Raw genomic sequence first — 21340 nt, 5'->3', positions numbered from 1 at the left:
ATAACCTTAGGTTGGCAAACAATTCAAAAATAATTCTCGGGATCGACCCAGGCACCCTGGTAATGGGCTATGGCATTATCGAAATAAAGGCCCAGCAGCCCAATATTATCGTAATGGGGGTCCTGAAATTATCCAAGCATAAAGATCATTACCATAGATTACAACAAATTCACCACCGTGTTCATGAACTAATTTTGCAATATAACCCACATGCCTGCGCCATCGAAGCACCTTTTTTCGGTAAAAATGTTCAAAGTATGCTTAAATTGGGGAGGGCGCAGGGTGTTGCGATTGCTACGGCCATGCAGCAAGGGGTGGATGTGACCGAATATTCCCCTAAAAAAGTGAAGCAATCCATTACCGGGAACGGTAATGCTAATAAGGAACAAGTTTGGCAAATGTTGCAACATATCCTTAAATTCGATGAAAGACCGGAATATTTAGATGCTACTGATGCCTTGGCCGTGGCGGTTTGTCATCATTTTCAAGATAAATTGCCGGTACCGGACCCTGGCCCGAAAACGATCAAGAAGGGTAAGAAGTCGAGCTGGCAACAATTTATGAATGAAAATCCGGGCCGGGTGGTGCGTTAGTAGAAAATGAATAAGAATGAATAATAAAAGGCTATTTTTAAATTGAGAAAATGTGCTTATTTTGAATTGCAAATCCACAACTGGTAAGTGATTATAATGGATACACCTAACATGATCATTTATTGCTAATTTTACACTAAACCCTCAAGAGTATCATAAATGGATACGAAAGCCAAAATATTACTAGTTGAAGATGATTTCAATCTTGGCGCGGTTACGAAAAAAAGATTAGAGGAGGCCGGATTTTTTGTTGAACACTGCATTGACGGAGACACCGCCTGGAAAGAATTTCAAAGGACCATGTATGATATCTGCCTGTTGGACGTTGTCATGCCTAAAAAAGATGGTTTTACCCTCGCTCAACTGATTCGTCGGAAAAACGATTTTGTCCCCATATTATTCCTGACTTCTAAATCCCTGGACGAGGATAAGATCACCGGGTTTAAGCATGGCGCTGATGACTACGTTACCAAGCCGTTCAGTATGCAGGAATTGTTATACCGAATCGAAGTTTTCTTAAAGAGAACCCGCCCGTTAAATGCTGATAAAAAAGCAATTTATAAACTGGGTAACCTCATCTTTGATTACGGTGAATTGAAGATCGTGAACCCCGACGCCAAGAAAAAAGTAAAGATCTTAACCCAAAAGGAAGCGGACTTATTGAAATTCCTTTGTGAAAACGCCAATAAGACCTTGAAACGTGAAGAAATACTTTACCATGTTTGGGGAAAAGACGATTATTTCTTGGGGCGGAGCATGGACGTGTTCATTACTAAAATAAGGAAAAACTTCCCGGCTGAGTCCCCAGTAAAATTGGAAACGCTACATGGCATCGGGTTCAAATTTCATATGCCGAAAGATGAATTGCCCCAGGACTTTAATCTAAACGAATACATCGCGAGCTTACAGGAAAACGAGAGCACGGAGTAAAACAATTTACCCCGCGTGTGTCTCTATCCGGTTTAGTGCAATAGATTGCTATACTTGGCTATTTAAAGCTTCCACAATTTTTTCTTGCACCGCTATAAACGCGGCAGGTTCCATTTTTAATTTAGGCCTGGTAAAATTCACATCATCCGCTGAATTAATAGGCACCAAGTGCATATGTGCATGGGGTACTTCCAATCCCATAACGGTAATACCTACCCTATCACAAGGTACAACAGCCTCTATCGCCCTAGCTATTGGCTTAGCAAAAGCCAGCCAATTTTGTAGAAACACATCCGGCACATCAAAAAACCGGTCTATTTCAACCTTTGGTACAATCAAAGTATGCCCGGGCATCATCGGATTAATATCCAGGAAAGCAAAAAACTGATCATTCTCCGCAATCTTGTAACTCGGTATCTCTCCCTTAATAATCTTAGAAAATATTGTCATAATCATCAATTTACCCCAGCAAAATAATATAAATAGCGCTAATCCCCACAAAGAAAGAAAAGCCCCCCCAATCCGTGCAATCTCAAAATCCCTAAGAATCCGTGAACAAAATTCTTGAAAAGAAAATGCTTCCCGGGCTGAGTAGGGAAGCATTCCTAGCTTAAAAAATTAAGGCCCGCTATTGTAGCGAGCCTTTAATAATAAATTTGTCGCTATTTTAAATTGCTATTTCATCAACTTTAAATTTCAATACACCGTTCGGTGCAATCACATCTGCCACCTCTCCGACTTTCTTTCCTAATAGACCTTTACCGATGGGTGAAGTAACAGAGATCTTACCGGCTTTCAAATCGGCCTCCTTTTCAGAGACCAGCTGGTAAGTAACCGTTTTCTTGTTGGCCATATTGGTAATAGTAACCTTACATAAGATGGAAACTTTGGAGGTATCAATATCTTCGGCATCTAAAATCCTGGCAGTGGCGATAGCGTTCTCTAAAGATGCTACTTTGGCCTCATGGAGGCCTTGAGCCTCTTTAGCCGCATCGTATTCAGCATTTTCTTTCAGATCACCTTTTTCACGCGCTTCAGCAATAGCTTTTGCAATCTCAGCCCTTCCCTTGGTTTTCAGGAAAGTTAACTCTTCCTTCATTTGTTCAAGGGTTTCCTTTGTAACATAATTTACGCCAGACATAACCGTTTGAATTTTAATTTATTACAATAAAAAATCAACGCTCTCATTTGCACAAGAGCGTTGTTACTATGTATATAAGCAAATATAATTTTTTTTTACTTCATTCCCACCTAAATCATCATATATATTATTGGGATATGTTTAACTTTTTCAACACATATTCAGCCATCTTGATACTTGCTTCATGCGAATACCCTGCGATATGCGGCGTGAGTACCACTTTAGGACTATGGGCCAAATAATGCAATTGTGACTTTTCCTGCTCATTGTAGGAAGCTACTTTTTCATTTTCCAAAACATCCAGGCAAGCCCCCGCAAGAACTTCCGTTTCCAAGGCTTCGATCAAGTCGGTGGTATTTACAACTTTGCCCCTAGAGGTATTCATATATATGATTGGCCTGGCAAATGATTTAAAAAAAGCCATATTTACCATATGCCGAGTTTCTTCCGTCAATGGTAAATGGGTGCTAACAATATCGGCATCGGCAAAAATATCATCGAGGCTGGCTTCACGGATGTAGTTATTGCCGAAACCTGATTTATACTTATCATATGCCAAGATATTAACATCGAAGCCCCTTAACTTTCGAGCAAAAGCACTGCCCGTATGACCTAAGCCAATGATTCCCACGGTTTTGCCTCCTATTTCAAAGCCACGGTTCTTTTCCCGCTCCCAAATTCCATCGCGGAGCTCCAAATTACTCTTGATAATATTGTTGGTTAATGCCAGCAGCATCCCCAGGGCTTGTTCTCCTACAGCTTCTGCATTTCCTTCGGGGCTGCTGACGCATTTAACTCCCTTGGAGGCGGCATAAGCAACATCTATCAGCTCCATCCCGGAGCCTAGGCGACCGATCCATTCCAATTGGGTGGCATTGTCGATAACGGCTTTATCAATTTTAATCCGTGTTGTAACAATCAAACCGGTATAACTATGTATGGAATTTCGAACCTCTTCGTAAGTAATAGAAGGTTTATAGTCTACATCGAACCCTGCAATTTCCAATTTATCGATCAGGTAAGGATGCACCTTGGCGGTAATTAAAACTAACGGTCTCATAACATTTTGTGTGAAAGCGCAACGAAGTCGGCAACACTTAATTGCTCGGCCCTTTTGCTAAATATCTCGTCTTGTAAAGTTTCCTTGTCAAACAAAGCCTTCAAGGGGTTGCGCAATTGTTTACGCCTTTGATTGAAAGCTGTTTTAACCAGTGTAAATAATTTCTTTTCGTTGGCAATATCATACGGCACCCTGAGTTTGGTGCATCGAATTACGCCGGATTTCACCTTCGGAGGGGGATTAAATGCATGCTCGTCCACATCGAAGAGATATTCTACATCGTAGTATGCTTGGAATAAAACACTTAAAATTCCGTATTCTTTGTTGCCATGGTCTGCGGCTATACGCCTGGCCACTTCCTTTTGAAACATCCCGACCACTACGGGCACCTTGTCTTTCCATTCCAAGATTCTAAACATGATTTGAGTAGAAATATTATACGGGAAGTTGCCGATCACATGAAAAATACCATCGAAAGGGGCCGGGGCCAACAAGAAATCTACATTGAGAATCTTTCCCCGGATAGCAGGATAAGTTTGCTCCAAGTAAGCAACTTTCTCCCTATCAAGTTCAATGGCTTTAAATGATATATTAGGAATTTCTAAAAGATATTTAGTGATGGCGCCGCCGCCCGGTCCCACTTCTAACAGCTGCATCCCATCTAATACCGGCATCGCTGCCACGATATCCTGGCAAATGCGTTCATCTTTTAAAAAGTGTTGTCCTAGCGACTTCTTCAGTGTGTACTTATCCATATGAAAACACAAAAGTAGGAAATAAATATGGCTGTTAGGCCGCAGCGATGAATCAAGCTGTAGCAAGCCGCAACTATTTCTTATATTTGTTCGTCATTTAGCGATAAAGATTATGAGCCAGCATTATGTAAACCACGAAAAACCCGTAATCGGGATTACTATCGGTGATATCAACAGCATCGGTACGGAAATTATTATCAAAACATTCCTGGATAGCAGGATGTTGGATTTATGCACGCCGATAATCTTCGCATCTAACAAAACGATCAACTTCTACCGTAAACAATTGGGCGAATCCAACTTTAATTATCAAAGTATCAAGGATTTTAGCAAGATTAATCCTAAGCAAGTCAGTGTTTTCAATTGCTGGGAAGAAGAAGTTCAGATTAACCCGGGGCAGCTCAATGACATCGGCGGAAAATATGCCGCCCGCTCCCTCGAAGTAGCGCTGCAATGCCTGCGTAATAATGAAATTCATGGCATCGTGACCGCACCCATTCATAAAAACAATATCCAACAACATAATTTTGCTTATACCGGGCATACGCCTTGGTTGAAGGAATCTTTCAACGCTAAGGATGTGCTGATGCTGATGACGGCGGAGAATATGCGCGTAGGATTACTAACTGAACATGTCCCCGTTTCGGAAATCAGTAAATACGTAACTGTCGATAATATCCTGAGCAAGCTGCAATTAATGAAAGAAAGCTTGATCAAGGATTTCGGTATAGATAAGCCGAGAATAGCCGTTCTAGGATTAAATCCACATGCCGGTGACGATGGACTGATCGGTGACGAAGAGCAAAAAACGATCATCCCGGCGATCCAACAAGCTAAACAGCAAGGCATATTATGCTTTGGACCATATAGCGCCGATGCATTCTTCGCACGCGGTATGTATCAACAATTTGACGGTATTTTAGCGATGTACCACGACCAGGGATTGATTCCATTTAAATCCTTGGCCAATGGAGAAGGCATTAATTATACTGCCGGTTTGCCGATCGTGCGCACTTCTCCGGATCACGGTACCGCCTTCGATATAGCAGGTAAAAACCTCGCTAACCCCGAATCATTCCGTGAAGCGGTATTTTATTGCATTGATATTATTAACCAAAGGAATCGATACGCAGAAAATACAGCCAACCCCTTGAAGAAAACGGAATTGGCATCGGAGCATTTGGCATAAGAATGTATAAATTTTCCTACCGGGTTTATTTATCGGGAAACGATTGGGTCTTTTCTACAGATCTGCTATTATTCTATGGAAGCATCGTAAGCCTTACTTGCCAATATTCAAATAAGACTGTATCGCATTTACATAACTCTCAAATGCCTTGATACCTTTCGAAGTAATTTTGCAGATGGTTTGGGGATAATTATTCTTGAAAGATTTTATTACTTCCACGTAATCGGCTTCCTTTAACTTGTTGATCTGAACACTTAGGTTACCGGCAGTAGCATTCGTCTTCTCTTTCAAGAAAGTAAATTCTGCTTCCTTGACACTAATCAAGATACTCATTATTGCCAATCTTAATTGCGAATGTAAAACCGGGTCCAGATCCTTAAAATTCATTATCTACATTTTCCTATTAATACGGATTGTTCTTCCATGCTTTCTTCAAATTATAACCGGGAATAATAAATCCTACAATAATTGCTCCCGCCGATATCAACATCAAGTAAGCGGTACTCTTTAAATATAATCCTACCAAGCAACCGGCCCATGTAACGATAGCGCCGGTAATCAAGGGATTGAATTTGATGGAATAACCTACCACGTACATCAATAATCCGTAAAGCATCAATAACATCGAAAAGCCTGTCAATACGTTCATCACGTCTAAATTCATAGCCGCAACGATGATTACCAGGCAAATATAAAACCCTGTCGAAAAACCTTTCAACAATTCATCCATATACGTTTTTACTTTACCCGGAGCGGGTTCCTTGAATATATTTACAACGATGGCTATAATACCGCCAATTGTTAATATCGACCAAGGTAGTAAAGGATATTTAAAATGCACCATGAAAAGAATATACGTGGATAAACATGCTGCGGCTAATATCCATCCCCAGGTGATAAATCCTTTACCATTAGCTTTCACACCTTGCTTCGCTGTGGCTATCATCGATTGTATTAACGCAAGACTCTCTTGTTCTTGCATCGGCTTGTCTTGCATTTTTACGCTTTTTTATTGTTGTAGGAATATCTTAATAAATGCCCGGGAACCACGTACCCTAAAATTGCAGCGATAGCTAAAGCTAACAATGAATTGGGAATATCGAGGTACATGACTACTATAAATCCTGCAATCCAATTTATGATTGCCCCGGCGATCATTGGCCAAAACCTTATAATATTACCGCAAACAAATAACATGAAACCATAAAACACGAGGGAAATGCCCATACCTGTAATCGGTCCTATCTTGTGCATCATGGAAATCAATATTAGCACGGATATGCTAAAGCCTAGTATTACCGACAAGAATATGTTCGTCACCGTTAACTGGTAGGTTTGTTTTTTAAATCTCCGGAGGGTGCGGTAAATCGTGACAATCATACCCATGGGCATAAAAACGGCCCAAGTCAGCCAGCTTCTAGGGTAATCTAATTGAATCAACAGGTATTGCACGATGGCTGCAATCGCTACTAACCATCCCCACATTAGAAATTCTACGCCATTCGTTGAGAATTTAAACTTAGCATCGTGAATGATTTGCTGTATGATTGCCATACTTTGCTCCCCGCTCATATGCTGCGTTTGTTCTCTTTGTTCCATAATTCTAATTTTAAAGGGTAAGCTCACCGGCGGTTTACCGGTGAGCTCAAAAGGTTAATTATTATTAAAATTTAAGTGTTTTTACCAAGCCTTTTACATATTCTTCTCCCCAATGCGGATGAATCTTACTCTCCGGTTTGAATGTCTCGAACTTTTCCAGTGATAATTCATATAGTTGCTTTGCTTTTGCCTTATCGCCACCGAAGGCTTCCGGTGTGTAATATAAACTTTGTCCCAAGAGAAAATATACCCTCGGATTTCCTGGGTCTTCCGCTTTGGCAGATGCTAAGTATTCAGCCGACTTGGGTCCGTATACTTGTCCCCTGGTCATCGGATCCACACCGATCCTCGCGCTTGCAATCATTGACCTCAGGCAATTCACTTCGGAGTTTCCCGGTTTTACCAGCTCTGCTTTGTCAAGATTTAATTCCGCCGCATCCGATAAAGCATCGATTTTTTCAGGATCTTTTTCGCTGAAAGCCAGCATTATCCTGCAATAAGCAGCGTAATAATTGGGTAACCATTCGCCTTGTTCCGCAGCGGCGATACGATCAAAGGTATTGGCCATCTGCAAATATTGTTCACCCGACATCTTGGTGGTATCTAGCTGGGTCACCAGTTTTTCCATCGTGGACTGGTAATTATTTTGTGCATATACTGCTTGAAGACCTAATAAGGAAAAGCAAATTGCGAAAATGAACTTTCTCATATGACACTATTTAATTGAGGTTTTATGAATGTTAATTATTATCAATAATATCTTTACTTCGATCAATTCCGAAACTCATAAACATACCCAGGAAGAAAAAGCGCGGCGCTAATGGCCCCACTGCATCCCTGCGTAATCCATCTGAAGAATAACGGTAGCCGTAAACCTGTTCAGTACCTAAAACATTCGTCACGGAAGCAACTAAAACAGTAAAAGCTTTTCCTATTGACGTAGTATGAATTACGCTCAAGCCCATCGTATTGAAGGCTTTCGTACGATCTTTCAAAAATTCCGACTCCGGTTTATTCGGGTCATAATACGGTCTCCCGGTAGCAAAACTATAAGTCATGCCCAAGTAGGTCGTAATAGAGGGAATAAATTGTTTATATACTAATGAAGCGGTATGGTTTGCCGCAAAATCGGGTTGTACTTCAGCCGGATAATTCAAATAATCACGTTTCGTATTTAAATATGAATACGATATCCAAAAATCGCCATTGTGAATAGTTTTCTTATCGCGGTAAAAAAGTTCTACACCGCTCGCGTAACCTTTCCCGTCATTGTTCAAATCGGGAACAGTCTTCACGAGGTCATGGTATTTCTTATAAAACGCTTCTACCCGGAAAGTATGCAGGCTGGCTACTTTCTGATAGCTCGCAATGTAATGCGTTGCCCTCATATAATCCATGTTCGGATTAAAGCGGATATACTGTGGTTCCGGCTTCTGGTAGTATTCTCCATACGCCAGTGAAACTTGTCCATCGCCACTCAAGCGGTAAGCCAATGAAACCCTCGGCGCGATATTGGTTTTTGCCAAGATGGAAGAATACTCGAACCTCGCTCCCATCCTGCTCACGAGCCTGGGAGTAATATATACATCCCCCTCGGCAAAAGCCGCGGTATATTGATCGTGATAAGTAAGCTCATCGCCGTTATACACCACTTTCTCCGTAGCATATTGGTACTCCATTCCCAGGCGCAAGGTTGTAAACCCGATATTACGGCTGATCATTGGCCGGAACTGAAGTAACTGGGAATTATTATGAACTTTAGTAGTAGGAATTTCATTGGCAAAAGTATCCATCTTAATATTATCATTGTTGGTGCTGTAGGAAACACCCATATCAAGCTTCCAATTTTCGTTTAACCGTTCACGGTATGACATATTCGTATATACATTCCCGTTTTTTAGACTAAACTCCTCCTTTGCCTTGGGATATTCAATACTATTCTTGATATATCCAAATGTGTTATACGCATAAGTTCCGTAGAATTTAAGGATGCCCGATTTAGAAGTTTTTACACGGAAGTTCGCCGTGGTATTTAAGCCGGAAGGATAAGTGCTGGGTTCATTTTTCTGCGGTACAATCTTGTAATATGGAGTTAGGTTAAAATAATCAGCTTCTAAACCATAAGATGATTTTTTGTTCTTGGCCAGCTTGGAAATGCCGCCACCAATACCAACCGTCGATAAATTCAAAGTAGATGAAGAACGATCCGGCAGATCCTCCGTTTCCAAGATTAAGGCAGATGATAAACCTTGACCATATTGAGCGGAATACCCCCCGCTGCTAAAGGTGGTTCCCTTGAATAGAAAGGGAGAAAACCGGCCCCTAGTAGCAAGATCAGGCATCCCGGAATAGAATGGGTTCCTCACCAGCATCCCATCGATAAAAGTCTGTGTTTCATAACCGGTACCGCCCCGCACGAACAATCCTGTCTGCTCCCCCACTTGCTGCGTTCCCGGTAAAGTCTTGAGCGCCCCAACGATATCGGCGTTGGCTCCCGCGGTAGATACGATGTCCAATGGCGTCAGCACAGGATTCTTCTTTTTATCTCCCGCTTCGAAAGAGCTGGCCGAGATAGTAACCATTTTTAATTCATTGGCACCTTTCTTTAACACGATCGGTTGCACTAAAGGAGCACCGGTTAATTCCAGCTCCAGTTCTATCGACTGGTAATCTTGGAATGATGCCACCAATATTACTTTTCCATTTTCGGTAGTTGTAAATCCGTATTTACCATCCTTTCCGGAGGTTGCACCATCATAAGCCCCCTTGATATAAATATTCGCACCGGCCAAAGGCTGTTTCCTATTATTGGTAACAGTGCCGGAAATTTTGGTTTGAGCCGATAAAATTACCGGTAGACATAGGCATAAACACAAGCAAATGTAAGCTTTCAACATAGTGGTTTGGGATCAATTTGACACAAACATAAACTAGTTTATATTATAAACCAAATTTTCAAATAAAGAAAAATGGGTCTAAATAGCATATTGATATTTATTTATATGAATATCAATATTTTGCATAAAAAAATAAAAAGAGGTACTGCTTAAGCCGATCATGACTTAAAACACAAAAGCCATCCCCTGTATGGGAATGGCTTTTGAAATATTTCAACAGAAACTAAGATTAAACGAATCTAGGTTTCAGTTCATTCGCTAATTGAATCATGCGTTTCAAGCTTTCTTCGTTCAATTGACCTTTCTTAAACTCGGCCAATACATCCGGCAACCTTACATCCATCTCGTTCAAGAATGCATCTTCAAACGCCTTGATATTCTTAACAGGAACTTCATTCAACAAACCGTTTGTACCCAGGTAGATAATCGCTACTTGTTTCTCTACTGTAAACGGGGAGAACTGCGGCTGTTTCAAAATTTCCACGTTACGCGCACCTTTATCCAGTACCGCTTTCGTAGCAGCATCCAAGTCACCGCCGAATTTGGAAAAGGCTTCCATCTCGCGGTACAAGGCCTGGTCTAACTTCAAGGTACCGGCCACTTTCTTCATGGATTTGATCTGTGCGTTACCACCTACGCGGCTTACAGAGATACCCACGTTGATAGCGGGACGGATACCGGCGTTGAACAAGTTACTTTCCAAGAAGATCTGGCCATCGGTGATGGAGATCACGTTCGTCGGAATGTAAGCAGAAACGTCACCCGCCTGTGTTTCAATGATCGGCAAAGCGGTCAAAGAACCACCACCTTTTACAAGGTGCTTGATAGAATCAGGTAAATCGTTCATCTGTTGCGCGATTTCATCCTTGGAGATGATTTTAGCGGCACGTTCCAACAGGCGGCTGTGCAAGTAGAACACGTCACCAGGATAGGCTTCACGACCAGGAGGGCGTTTCAACAGCAATGACACCTCGCGGTAGGCCACGGCTTGTTTAGAAAGATCATCGTAGATAATCAATGCAGGGCGACCTGTATCGCGGAAGAATTCACCGATCGCAGCGCCCGCAAATGGAGCGTAGAACTGCAATGGAGCCGGTTCAGAAGCAGAAGCAGCCACGATGGTAGTATAAGCCATTGCGCCATTGTCTTGTAATGTTTTCATTACACCGGCAATAGTAGAAGCTTTCTGACCAATCGCAACATATATACAATACACTGGTTGACCAGCGTCGTAAAATTCTTTTTGGTTAATGATGGTATCAACGCAGATAGCAGTTTTACCGGTTTGACGGTCACCGATTACCAATTCACGTTGACCACGACCCACCGGGATCATGGCATCGATCGATTTGATACCTGTTTGTAAAGGTTCTTTTACTGGTTCACGGTACAATACACCGGGGGCTTTACGCTCGATAGGCATTTCATACAATTCACCAGCGATCGGGCCTTTACCATCGATAGGTTCACCGAGCGTGTTGATTACGCGACCAACAACACCTTCGCCCACTTTGATAGAAGCGATTTGACCGGTGCGACGAACGGTGTCCCCTTCACGGATACCGGCAGATTCACCCATCAATACCACACCCACGTTATCTTCTTCAAGGTTCAAGGCGATTGCTTTCGTACCGTTAGCAAATTCGACCAATTCCCCGGAACGAACATTATTCAAACCGTAAATACGGGCGATACCGTCACCCACGGACAATACTGTACCCACTTCTTCCAACTCCGCAGAGGCGTTGAAGTTGCTTAATTGCTGGCGTAATATTGCTGAAATTTCATCAGGTTTAATACCAACCATAGTTATGTTTTTTAAAAAAAGTCGTTAAAATAAAATGTATAACGACAACAGCTTTGCGGTTACGCAGCGGCTGCTGTATAAATTACTTAATATTAGGAACGTAGATATTTTGCATGAACTGCTTGCGGATATCTTTAAGATCGCGCATAACAGAAGCATCGAACAATTGATCTCCCGTTTCAAGAACAAAACCACCGATCAAACGGGGGTTTACAGCTGTTTCCAATACCACTTGGCGGCTGGTCGCAGCTTCAACTTTCTGCTTGATAGCAGCCAGGATGTTACCATCGATATCAACCGCGGTAGTGATTTTCACGGTACCGATATTCTTGATAACATTATATTGCTTGATAAATTCTCCGGCCATTTCCGGCAATACGCTTTCACGGCCTTTGAAAGTCACCAAGCGGATAAAAGCAGTCGTTAACTCACTTACTTTACCTTCCAGGATAGCGTTCAAAATCTTCACCTTCTTATCAGCTTTGATAATCGGGCTTCTCAACAAGGCAACGAAATCAGTATTAGATTTGGTGATAGCCTTCAACAGCAACATATCTTGCTGCACGGCTTCCAAAACATTTTGTTCGATAGCCAGATCGATGAGTGATTTTGCGTACCTAGATGCTAAACGAGGATTCTGCATGATGATGTATAATTACTTTGAGCGGTTTACTTGCATGTACAAGAAAACCAGCTTAGTTCAATTTAATTTCTTCCGCTAATGTTTTGATATAATCTTCCTGGGCTCCTTTAGAAGACAATTCTTTTCTTAAAACCTTTTCAGCTACTTCCAACACGAGGTTACCCACTTGATTTTTCACATCGGTCAATGCAGCCATCTTTTGGTTTTCGATAGCGGCATAAGCTTCCCCGATGATTTTCTTAGCTTCAGTTTGAGCCTGGCTCTTAGCTTCGGAAATGATTTGATCTTTCGCCTCTTTAGCTTCTTTCAGGATTTGACTTCTTTCAGCTTTCGCTTCAGCAAGCACGTGTTCATGCTCTGCCTTCATTTGAGCCATCTCTTCTTTAACCCTTTCAGCAGAAGCGATAGATTCGGCGATAGAAGTTTCCCTTTCTTTCAAAGCGCCTAAGATTGGTTTCCAGGCAAATTTTTTCAAGATCAGGAAAACGATCACGAAAATCAAAAACGAGATTGTAAATAAGCCTAACGCGGGATTCAACAGATCCATAATGCTTTATTTATATTGATATTTTGAATGGTTTCAAAAGAAGTTTACTGCACCTTTTGCCCTGTGCTCCGGGTGCAGTAAAGAATTTGTTATTAGAGTACTACCGCCAACAAACCTGCGATTACACCGAAAAGGGCAACACCCTCTACCAATGCAGCAGCAAGGATCATGTTTGCGCGGATGTCGTTAGCAGCTTCTGGCTGACGAGCGATTGATTCCAACGCGCTCTTACCAATGTTACCAACACCGATACCTGCAGCGATAGCAGCGATACCAGCACCAACAGCACCACCAGCAGCAGCAACTCCGTCTAATAAAACAGTTAAAAGTGCCATAATAAATATGTATTTGTGAATTTTAAGAAAAAACTTCAATAATTTATTTACCTGTAATTGATCTCGCAATTACTCATGATACGTTTCATTAGTGATGAGCATCATGCCCTTCCATCGCCTGGCCGATAAATACCGCGGTCAGATTTGCAAAGATGAAAGCCTGGATGAAGGCTACCAACAATTCCAACAACATCATCACGATGTTGAAAATGATGGTTATTGGTAAGAAACCGTAACCCGCTGCCTTATTTAACCCACCGAAGATGAATACCAAGGAAATGATACTCAAGATGATAATGTGACCTGCCAAGATATTGGCAAACAACCTGATCATCAAGGATACCGGCTTCGTAAATACACCGATCAACTCTACAGGCGCCAAGATGAATTTAACACCAACCGGTACCGGCGGGTTAAAGATATGCGCCCAGAAATGCTTGTTAGAGCTAAACAGGATAGCGATGAAACTGATAATCGCCAAAGCTGCTGTTACTGCAAGGTTACCTGTTACGTTGGCAGAACCCGGTAACAAGCCCAACAAGTTATTGATTAATATAAAGAAGAAAATTGTTAAGATAAACGGCACATAACGCTCGTAGTGTTTACCGGGAATATTCGGCTTTACCACTTCATCGCGGATGAAAATAATCACCGGCTCCATCAGGCTTTGGAAACCTTTAGGTGCTTGCTTGGCTCCCCTTTTCTTGTACGCATTCGCAACACTCATCATTAACAACACTAACAAGATTGCCGCGATCAGCATAGAAGTGATGTTCTTCGTCAAGGACAAATCGTAAATCTTAGCACCGGTTGGTAACCCGGCTTCGTTTACTTCGATAATGCTACCATCCATCAAACCGGCTTCATCCAAGTGGTTTTCATGGATATAATGCTGGTTTACAATACGATAGCCATCATGAGCTTCATGACCATGATGGAATTTTGATGAAGAAAACACAGAAACGCCTCTTTCCGGGTTATATATAATCACCGGTAAAGGAACAGTTACGTGCGTTTCGCCAAAACTGAACAAGTGCCAGTCATGAGCATCTTTCACGTGACCCAGGATTACTTCTTTTGCATCGAATCCTTTTTTCGCTTCTTCATGTTGAGCTTCACCATGTTGTGCTTCTTCCATAGCAGCATGCGCTTCCCCGTGTTGTGCATTTACAGGATTGTTGAAAATCACCATGCTCAACGCTGTGAAGATTGCTACTAGGCTAATTTTGATCTGTCTAAAAGAAATCACCGCTTTCTGAAATTTTGCGCAAAGATAGTAGATTTTACATCAAAACGAAGCCCGTAATCCAAAAATATAGTTTGGAATATTAAAATATTGGGAAGCTATTGTGAAACAATGGCTTATATGGGTTAATTATCTATAAATCCAGCGTGTTAAACTGATAAAAATCATATAAATTATCTGTCCCGTTAAACCGCCCCTTCCTTCTTGAATTGCATTGTATATAATTTATAATAATATCCTTCTTTCTTTAATAATTCCTCGTGATTCCCCATCTCGCGGATTTCTCCTTTATCCAGCACGATGATCTGGTCGGCCTTACTAATAGTGGAAAGCCTGTGCGCGATAACAATCGCCGTACGATCAGAAATTAACTTGTCGATCGCCTGTTGTATCAATAATTCCGATTCCGTATCGACTGATGAAGTTGCTTCGTCTAACACCAGGATGGCCGGGTCGTACAACAGGGCCCTAACAAATGAAATCAATTGCCTTTGCCCAAGTGACAAAGTCGTACCACGTTCCATTACGGGGTAGTCATAGCCTCCGGGTAATTGCATAATGAAATCATGCATACCGATCAGCCTGGCAGCTTCTTCAACCTGCTCCCTCGAAATGGCTTCATTACGCAGGGTGATATTTTCATATATGGAGCCGGCAAACAAGAATACATCCTGCAACACGACCCCGATCTTTCCACGAACCGCATCCAGTTTATAATCCGGCAGCGGAACATCATCTATCTTGATGGTACCTTTCTGGATATCATATAACCGGTTCAAGATGCTGATAATGGTAGTCTTGCCGGAACCTGTATGTCCCACGATAGCGATCGTTTGACCGGGCTTTGCATGGAAACTGATATTTTTTAGTACATACCGGTCAGGAACGTACGAGAAGCTAACATCCTCAAACTTGATATCACCTTTCATGCCTTCACCGCCAACTTTCCCTTTATCATCTATATAGTCATTGCTATCCAGCAGTTTGAAAACTCTCTCACTTGCTACCATCCCCATTTGCAGCGTATTAAATTTATCTGCCAAGATCCTTAAGGGCCTGAATAACATATTGAGGTACATGATAAATGCAATCATCACCCCTTGCGTTACTTCATAATTCAATACCTTGTTGGCGCCGTACCAAACCATTAGCCCCAGCGAAGTGGCCAAGATAATTTCCACGACGGGGAAGAATATTGAGTACGCAAAAATGGCATCCACATTAGCCTTCCTATGATCCCGGTTAATGTTGCGGAACTTTTCGTTTTCCCTTTTCTCGGCTGCAAATGCCTGCACAACCACCATCCCGGTGATATGCTCCTGCACGAAAGCATTCAAGGCCGATACAGCATTCCGTACCCTGTGAAAGGATTTATTTACACTTTCCTTGAACCAATATGTTGCCAAGATCAATACCGGGAAGGGAGACAAGCTAACAAGCGTAAGTCGCCAATCTTGTGCAAACATCACTCCCAGTATCGCTAGAATCATCAAAACATCCGCAACGATCGAAATAATACCTTCGGAGAAGATATCGTTAATCGCTTCAATGTCGTTGATGGTTCTAGTTGTTAATGTACCGATGGGGGTCTTGTCGAAGAATGATAAATTGAGATGGATCACCTTTTTGAAGACGGTCACCCGGAGATCTTTAATCACCGATTGCCCTAGCCAGTTGGTGAGATAAGTAAACGAAAACCTTACAACGGTTTCCAATAACAATAAAACAATTTGCACGATCGTGATCGTAACGATCATCTGCACCATCGCATTGGCGATGTATTTATCAACGGTTAATTGGATCAGGTAGGGGCGCAGCGGGGAAATTACAGCCAAAACTACGGTCAAAAACATCGATAAGATGAATGATTTCCGGTATGGTCTTGCAAATGTAAATACCCTATTTAACAGGCTAAAATTAAATACTTTCTTGGCTGCTGTGTTTTCCAATTCGACCTATTTTCTCTTCCAAATATCTACAAACCTAATATTTTTTTTTAAGATTCTGGTTGTGGCAGTGGCTGTTGCGGCAGTGGCTGTTGCGGCAGTGGCTGTTGCGGCAGTGGCTCGCGAGCCACTGCTATCAGATCCACTGCTATCTGTCAGATTTCATAATCTGTTTATATGCCTTGATAAATATCGCCCCTAAATTTTTATGTGGAGGTACATAATCATCAAACAACTGCTTATTTCTGCCATCACCGGCAAATTTAGCCCCTAGGCTGCTCCACATCTTGATCCAATCAACATTATTTCCCCCTCTCAAGGTTTCTTCCAAATTGCGGATAATCGGTTCATTCACAAAGCGGGTTCCTACTTGCTTGGACGAAATGATATGTGCTTCAGGTGATTTTTCAAGCACGGTAGCCAAGTTGTGGTAACCTCCACATGAACCTAATACCACGATCTTTGCCGTACTTTGTAAATTGTCCAAGGTAGTATTCACATGGTAACTGTGCCCACGGTGTATGAATACAGTCGGGTGAATATCTTTCTCTTCCAGGTATTCGCCCAACTTTTCAATAGCTGTTTTATCCTCCGGTTCATCGATCGGAAGATTCGCAAAAACAGTAATAGGCTTACCTTTTGTGGATGTTATGGTAACCCAATAATTATTCTTGCTAATATTCCATTCGCTACGGGGGAAGTTGCCTAAGAAACTAGCATAAGAATCCTGCCCATCTTTATCTCCATAGAAAAACACCTGCTGGTACACCATGCCGCTGTCGCTTTGCAGATCGGTAAAATTCACGTGGTTGATCGGTGGGAGGTGCAGTTTTTGCGCCATCTGGCTCGCCCAGGTAGAATCGTTATTCTTATCGTCATGTGCGAACAAACTACCGAGCAATGAATAAATCACCTCTCCCCTTTTATCTCCTTTTTTCCTGACGAAGTTGTAATTAATGCGTACTTCGTTTCTTAAGAAATCCAACAATTTGGGATCACGGATACTTCCGAAAGAGTTTGCCACATCTACCGCATCTTCCAAGTCCTCGGTTTTTTCAAGACTACTTACGAATTTTCTCATGAGATAGCTGGAATTTGCAGGCTCCATGGACTTAAGGAAGTTATCCAACGTATTAAAACCCGCCGCCATGGCTAGGAATTTCTTAAACCTGTCAAAGCTGACCAACATCAGCAAACTGTCTCCACGCGGAGGCTTCATCCTCGACATCATCTGGTCATAAAACCCTGCGCCGGAATGATTGGTGTAACTGGAGGTATATAACTCTTCCTGGCCGTTGATGATCAGGTAATACAATTCTTCCGGTGTAAAGTTCTTCACGATCGCGAAACGCACATTCGCACCTTCCTCATGTAAATCATTTACATTCCTGATATATTTTAAAGACTTCGCCTTCAGGTTTTCATTCATCGGCTTAATGCCTAACAATTGCTGACCCGCTGCTTTCTTCTTATTCAGTTCGATGAGTGACTTGACCATTAATTTATAATAATGATCATCGTCGGCCACTTCCTTTTCCAATTCCGATATGGTGGTGGAGCCATCCAACAACAGGTCGATAAAAGGTAAAATCTTGGTCGATTGACTGGAGCGACCAATCTGTACGATCTGCTGCACCAAGGGATCCGGATTTTTCCTGATAGCGCTGGCCGTGGGGGTGTAAGAAGTAGCATAGGTCAATACCTGGTTGGGATAGACACGGGCCACTTTGGCAATAATTTCTTGCGTCACGGGGTAATCGAGGTAATTACCTACCAAGGGCATGATAGTTTCGAGGTTCTTGTCGGCATATTTTCCGAATAAGATTCCCCGGGCTTCGGTATAACCGGGATTATCATTAAAAACTTCGACCAACTTTTCCGCGCCTTCAAATGACAAATTATTGATATACGGCAATATAGATTTTCCTTCTATATCGGCATGCATCATATTTTCATATGCCTGGATAACCGCCCCGATTTCCTCGGGGTTATTCTTGCCATAGCTTCTTTTCTGGTTGTAATCTTTCAATACAGCCGCAATTCCGGTGAGATATTTAACTTTCAGGCGGTGATCGAGATCATTATTCAGTTCAATTTCCTTTTGCAAGGCATCTACTTGGCTCAATATCGCGTTGGTGGCTTGTAAATTGATGTTCCTGTCATCGGAAACCTTTACAAATTTATCGGCCTTGCCATCGAATTTCTCTGCCGCAGCTTGTTCCTTATCTATGTTGTCATGGAAGATTTGCCGACCTATCGGGATTTGAAGGTTGTTACTTTGAGCAAAAATTGCATTACAACAGAACATTCCCAATACGACAAACAGTAAAAATTTTCTCATTATCAATGATTTCTCCAGTCTATATACAAATTTACGACCAAAATATGATTCTCCCCGTAAGCCGAGAATCACGATCCACGGCTACGTAATAATCATCTAATTATACATATTATTTTCATGAAATATCACCGTATACTTTCAATTTCGTAATTTCATAATAAATATCCGGGAATCAAAACGGCCAAATTAACAATTTCATAATGTTATCATTCCATTAATCACGGGTCTAGATGTATAATTTTGTGCCGTCTTTTATATAAATCTCAAAGATTATGATGATGGATCAAGCTGTTGCAGGGAAAATCCTGGTGGTAGACGATGAAACGGATATCTTGGAAATTATTAGCTATAATTTGAAGAGCGCCGGATACGACACCGTTACTGCCAAAGACGGCGATGAAGCTTTGCAAAAAGCAAAAATCTTCCGACCAGATTTGATTATGCTTGATATCATGATGCCGAATAAAAACGGGATTGATACATGCAAGGAAATCAGGAGAATACCGGATTTTAAAGATACCATGGTATTATTCCTAACAGCATTAAATGATGAAAAATCCGAAATCGAAGGATTAAACATGGGCGCCGATGATTACATCGCAAAACCCATCAAACCAAAATTGTTGGTTAGCCGTATTAACGCACTTTTCCGCAGGTTGAATAAACAGGAAGAAACCCAAATGCACCTGGGAGACCTTATTATTGACCGCGAAAAGTTTACAGTTACTTACAAAGGACAAGAAATTATCCTGGCCAAGAAAGAGTTTGAGTTGCTGCAATTACTTGCTTCCAAACCCGGAAGAGTGTTCTTGCGCAACGAAATCTTAAACCAAGTTTGGGGTACGGAGGTAATCGTTGGAGATCGTACCATCGATGTACACATCCGTAAGATCCGCCAAAAAATTGGTGTGGATCTTATTACCACTGTAAAAGGTGTCGGCTACAAGTTCGAATTGTAATCTCCCCGGTTCGGTAATTCATTAAAATTCGCAGGGAAACTTTCCCGGCGATATTGAATGGCATGGCACTTATTCAGCCCAATAAGCGCCGGGCTTTGTTTACGCTATTACTATTCCCTTCCCTCTATAATCCATAGGCATTTTTGGAATCGGGCGGCATGAAAATTGAAGCGACTTATGGCAAATAAGAAAAATGAACTAATTTCCAATTATTACAAAAATTATTCTCTTTGGAGTATGTTCAAAGCCAAAAACCTTAGCCCGCAAAAATTAGCGGGTTTCACAGCGCTGATCCTTTCAATAATAAGCGCTATCGGTATATATATCATCGAACAGAAATGGCAATTCGCACTCGGCGCATTTATTGTCACGTTCCTGGTATCTTATTATCTATACCTTTACACCTTGCAAAATTTCATTTATAGAAAGATAAAATTGATCTATAAATTTATTTACCAAACGAAGGCGACCAAACGGGAAGATTTTTTTAACAAGAAAATCCTTCCATCCAAAACGATCGAGGAGGTAAGCGAAGATGTTGAAAAATGGGCCAGCCAGAAAAGGGAAGAGTTGGAAAATCTCCGTAAAAATGAAGCTTTCAGAAAGGAATTTTTACTGAACCTTTCCCACGAATTAAAAACTCCCATCTTCGCGGTTCAAGGGTATATCCACACCTTGCTCGATGGCGCCATCGATGATCCCGGTGTCAACAGGATGTTCCTTAAAAATGCTACCAAAAATATTGATCGGCTCTGTAGGCTTTTAGATGACCTGGACGAAATATCCAAATTGGAAATCGGTGAGATGTCCGTCGCGCCGGATGATTTTATTATCCAGGATCTTATCAAGGATGTTTTTGATACCCTTTCGCTCAAAGCAAACCAGAAAAATATCAAGTTCCAGATTAAAAAAGGTTGCGAAGCACCGATCCGGGTTTGGGCTGATAAAGAAAAAATAAGGCAGGTTTTAATTAACCTGATTGACAATTCTATTAAATACGGTAAACAAGATGGTAGCACCATCGCGAGCATCTATAACCTCGATGACAAAACCGTCTTAATTGAAATCTCCGATGATGGCCACGGTATGGCCGAGGAGCATCTACCCAGGGTTTTCGAACGTTTTTATAGAACTGATAAGGCGCGTAGCCGGGATATTGGCGGTACGGGATTAGGATTGGCCATCGTGAAACATATCGTGGAAGCGCATGGTCAAAACATTACCGTGCGTAGTAAGCTGGAGATCGGATCCACGTTCGGGTTTACATTGCAAACGGCAAAAGATTGATGCGATCGATCGCGGGACGCTAGTAGAGACAAGAAAAACCTTGTCTCTACCCCGTACAAGATAGG

21 protein-coding genes are annotated in these 21340 nt (G+C 41.8%); 5 read left to right on the top strand and 16 right to left on the bottom strand.

Going from position 1 to position 21340, the window contains the following annotated elements:
• The first annotated feature begins 11 nt into the window (after positions 1-11).
• Both ruvC and COR50_RS07775 read left to right on the top strand, forming a co-directional pair.
• Positions 12-593: a crossover junction endodeoxyribonuclease RuvC gene (ruvC, locus tag COR50_RS07780; protein ID WP_098193477.1), complete on the top strand. Its 582-nt coding sequence runs from the start codon at positions 12-14 to the stop codon at positions 591-593.
• Positions 594-752: 159 nt separating this feature from the next.
• A complete protein-coding gene (locus COR50_RS07775) occupies positions 753-1523 on the top strand; it encodes a response regulator transcription factor (protein WP_098193476.1) in 771 nt (256 codons plus the stop codon).
• Between the two features lie 48 nt (positions 1524-1571).
• Here the strand turns inward: COR50_RS07775 and COR50_RS07770 are convergent, their stop codons facing one another.
• From COR50_RS07770 to rsmA, 4 genes are all read right to left on the bottom strand, one after another.
• On the bottom strand, positions 1572-1973 hold the full coding sequence (locus COR50_RS07770) for an HIT family protein (protein WP_232516306.1): 402 nt from the start codon (positions 1971-1973) through the stop codon (positions 1572-1574).
• A gap of 217 nt (positions 1974-2190) precedes the next feature.
• Positions 2191-2664 carry a transcription elongation factor GreA gene (greA, locus tag COR50_RS07765; RefSeq protein WP_098193475.1) on the bottom strand — a complete coding sequence of 158 codons (474 nt, stop codon included), beginning with the start codon at positions 2662-2664 and terminating at the stop codon, positions 2191-2193.
• Positions 2665-2791: 127 nt separating this feature from the next.
• Positions 2792-3724, bottom strand: a complete 933-nt coding sequence (locus COR50_RS07760) for an NAD(P)-dependent oxidoreductase (RefSeq protein ID WP_098193474.1) — start codon at positions 3722-3724, stop codon at positions 2792-2794.
• Positions 3721-4479 carry a 16S rRNA (adenine(1518)-N(6)/adenine(1519)-N(6))-dimethyltransferase RsmA gene (gene rsmA / locus COR50_RS07755; RefSeq protein ID WP_098193473.1) on the bottom strand — a complete coding sequence of 253 codons (759 nt, stop codon included), beginning with the start codon at positions 4477-4479 and terminating at the stop codon, positions 3721-3723. The genes COR50_RS07760 and rsmA overlap by 4 nt, the downstream gene beginning before the upstream one ends.
• A gap of 112 nt (positions 4480-4591) precedes the next feature.
• On the opposite strand from rsmA, the gene pdxA reads away from it, so the two are divergent.
• Positions 4592-5668 carry a 4-hydroxythreonine-4-phosphate dehydrogenase PdxA gene (gene pdxA / locus COR50_RS07750; RefSeq protein WP_098193472.1) on the top strand — a complete coding sequence of 359 codons (1077 nt, stop codon included), beginning with the start codon at positions 4592-4594 and terminating at the stop codon, positions 5666-5668.
• A 93-nt stretch (positions 5669-5761) separates the two neighbouring features.
• Here the strand turns inward: pdxA and COR50_RS07745 are convergent, their stop codons facing one another.
• From COR50_RS07745 to COR50_RS07690, 12 genes are all read right to left on the bottom strand, one after another.
• A complete protein-coding gene (locus tag COR50_RS07745) occupies positions 5762-6055 on the bottom strand; it encodes a winged helix-turn-helix domain-containing protein (RefSeq protein ID WP_098193471.1) in 294 nt (97 codons plus the stop codon).
• A gap of 16 nt (positions 6056-6071) precedes the next feature.
• A complete protein-coding gene (locus COR50_RS07740) occupies positions 6072-6665 on the bottom strand; it encodes a hypothetical protein (RefSeq protein ID WP_098193470.1) in 594 nt (197 codons plus the stop codon).
• Positions 6666-6667: 2 nt separating this feature from the next.
• On the bottom strand, positions 6668-7267 hold the full coding sequence (locus tag COR50_RS07735) for a hypothetical protein (protein ID WP_098193469.1): 600 nt from the start codon (positions 7265-7267) through the stop codon (positions 6668-6670).
• A gap of 64 nt (positions 7268-7331) precedes the next feature.
• The gene (locus tag COR50_RS07730; protein WP_098193468.1) at positions 7332-7976 is read right to left on the bottom strand and encodes a hypothetical protein; all 645 of its coding nucleotides are present in this window, start codon (positions 7974-7976) and stop codon (positions 7332-7334) included.
• Positions 7977-8007: 31 nt separating this feature from the next.
• Complete coding sequence (locus tag COR50_RS07725; protein ID WP_098193467.1) at positions 8008-10164, bottom strand: TonB-dependent receptor; 2157 nt, start codon at positions 10162-10164, stop codon at positions 8008-8010.
• Between the two features lie 229 nt (positions 10165-10393).
• Positions 10394-11971, bottom strand: a complete 1578-nt coding sequence (gene atpA, locus COR50_RS07720; protein WP_098193466.1) for a F0F1 ATP synthase subunit alpha — start codon at positions 11969-11971, stop codon at positions 10394-10396.
• Positions 11972-12053: 82 nt separating this feature from the next.
• Positions 12054-12614, bottom strand: a complete 561-nt coding sequence (gene atpH, locus COR50_RS07715; RefSeq protein ID WP_098193465.1) for an ATP synthase F1 subunit delta — start codon at positions 12612-12614, stop codon at positions 12054-12056.
• Between the two features lie 52 nt (positions 12615-12666).
• Entirely contained in the window at positions 12667-13161 is a 495-nt protein-coding gene (gene atpF / locus COR50_RS07710; protein ID WP_098193464.1) for a F0F1 ATP synthase subunit B, read from the bottom strand.
• A gap of 92 nt (positions 13162-13253) precedes the next feature.
• The gene (atpE, locus tag COR50_RS07705; RefSeq protein WP_232516305.1) at positions 13254-13565 is read right to left on the bottom strand and encodes an ATP synthase F0 subunit C; all 312 of its coding nucleotides are present in this window, start codon (positions 13563-13565) and stop codon (positions 13254-13256) included.
• 19 nt (positions 13566-13584) lie between these two features.
• Positions 13585-14745 (bottom strand): F0F1 ATP synthase subunit A, encoded by a 1161-nt coding sequence (gene atpB / locus COR50_RS07700; protein WP_232516304.1) that lies wholly within the window; start codon positions 14743-14745, stop codon positions 13585-13587.
• A gap of 182 nt (positions 14746-14927) precedes the next feature.
• On the bottom strand, positions 14928-16691 hold the full coding sequence (locus tag COR50_RS07695) for an ABC transporter ATP-binding protein (protein ID WP_098193461.1): 1764 nt from the start codon (positions 16689-16691) through the stop codon (positions 14928-14930).
• Positions 16692-16836: 145 nt separating this feature from the next.
• Complete coding sequence (locus tag COR50_RS07690; protein WP_098193460.1) at positions 16837-19029, bottom strand: hypothetical protein; 2193 nt, start codon at positions 19027-19029, stop codon at positions 16837-16839.
• 272 nt (positions 19030-19301) lie between these two features.
• Between COR50_RS07690 and COR50_RS07685 the strand changes: the two genes are divergently transcribed.
• Together COR50_RS07685 and COR50_RS07680 are read left to right on the top strand one after the other, a co-directional pair.
• The gene (locus tag COR50_RS07685; RefSeq protein WP_232516303.1) at positions 19302-19988 is read left to right on the top strand and encodes a response regulator transcription factor; all 687 of its coding nucleotides are present in this window, start codon (positions 19302-19304) and stop codon (positions 19986-19988) included.
• A 177-nt stretch (positions 19989-20165) separates the two neighbouring features.
• The gene (locus COR50_RS07680; protein ID WP_098193459.1) at positions 20166-21275 is read left to right on the top strand and encodes a sensor histidine kinase; all 1110 of its coding nucleotides are present in this window, start codon (positions 20166-20168) and stop codon (positions 21273-21275) included.
• Positions 21276-21340 lie beyond the last annotated feature (65 nt).

It is taken from the genome of Chitinophaga caeni (genome assembly GCF_002557795.1).
Lineage (GTDB): Bacteria > Bacteroidota > Bacteroidia > Chitinophagales > Chitinophagaceae > Chitinophaga > Chitinophaga caeni.
This window is presented reverse-complemented; position numbering and strand designations above follow the sequence as displayed.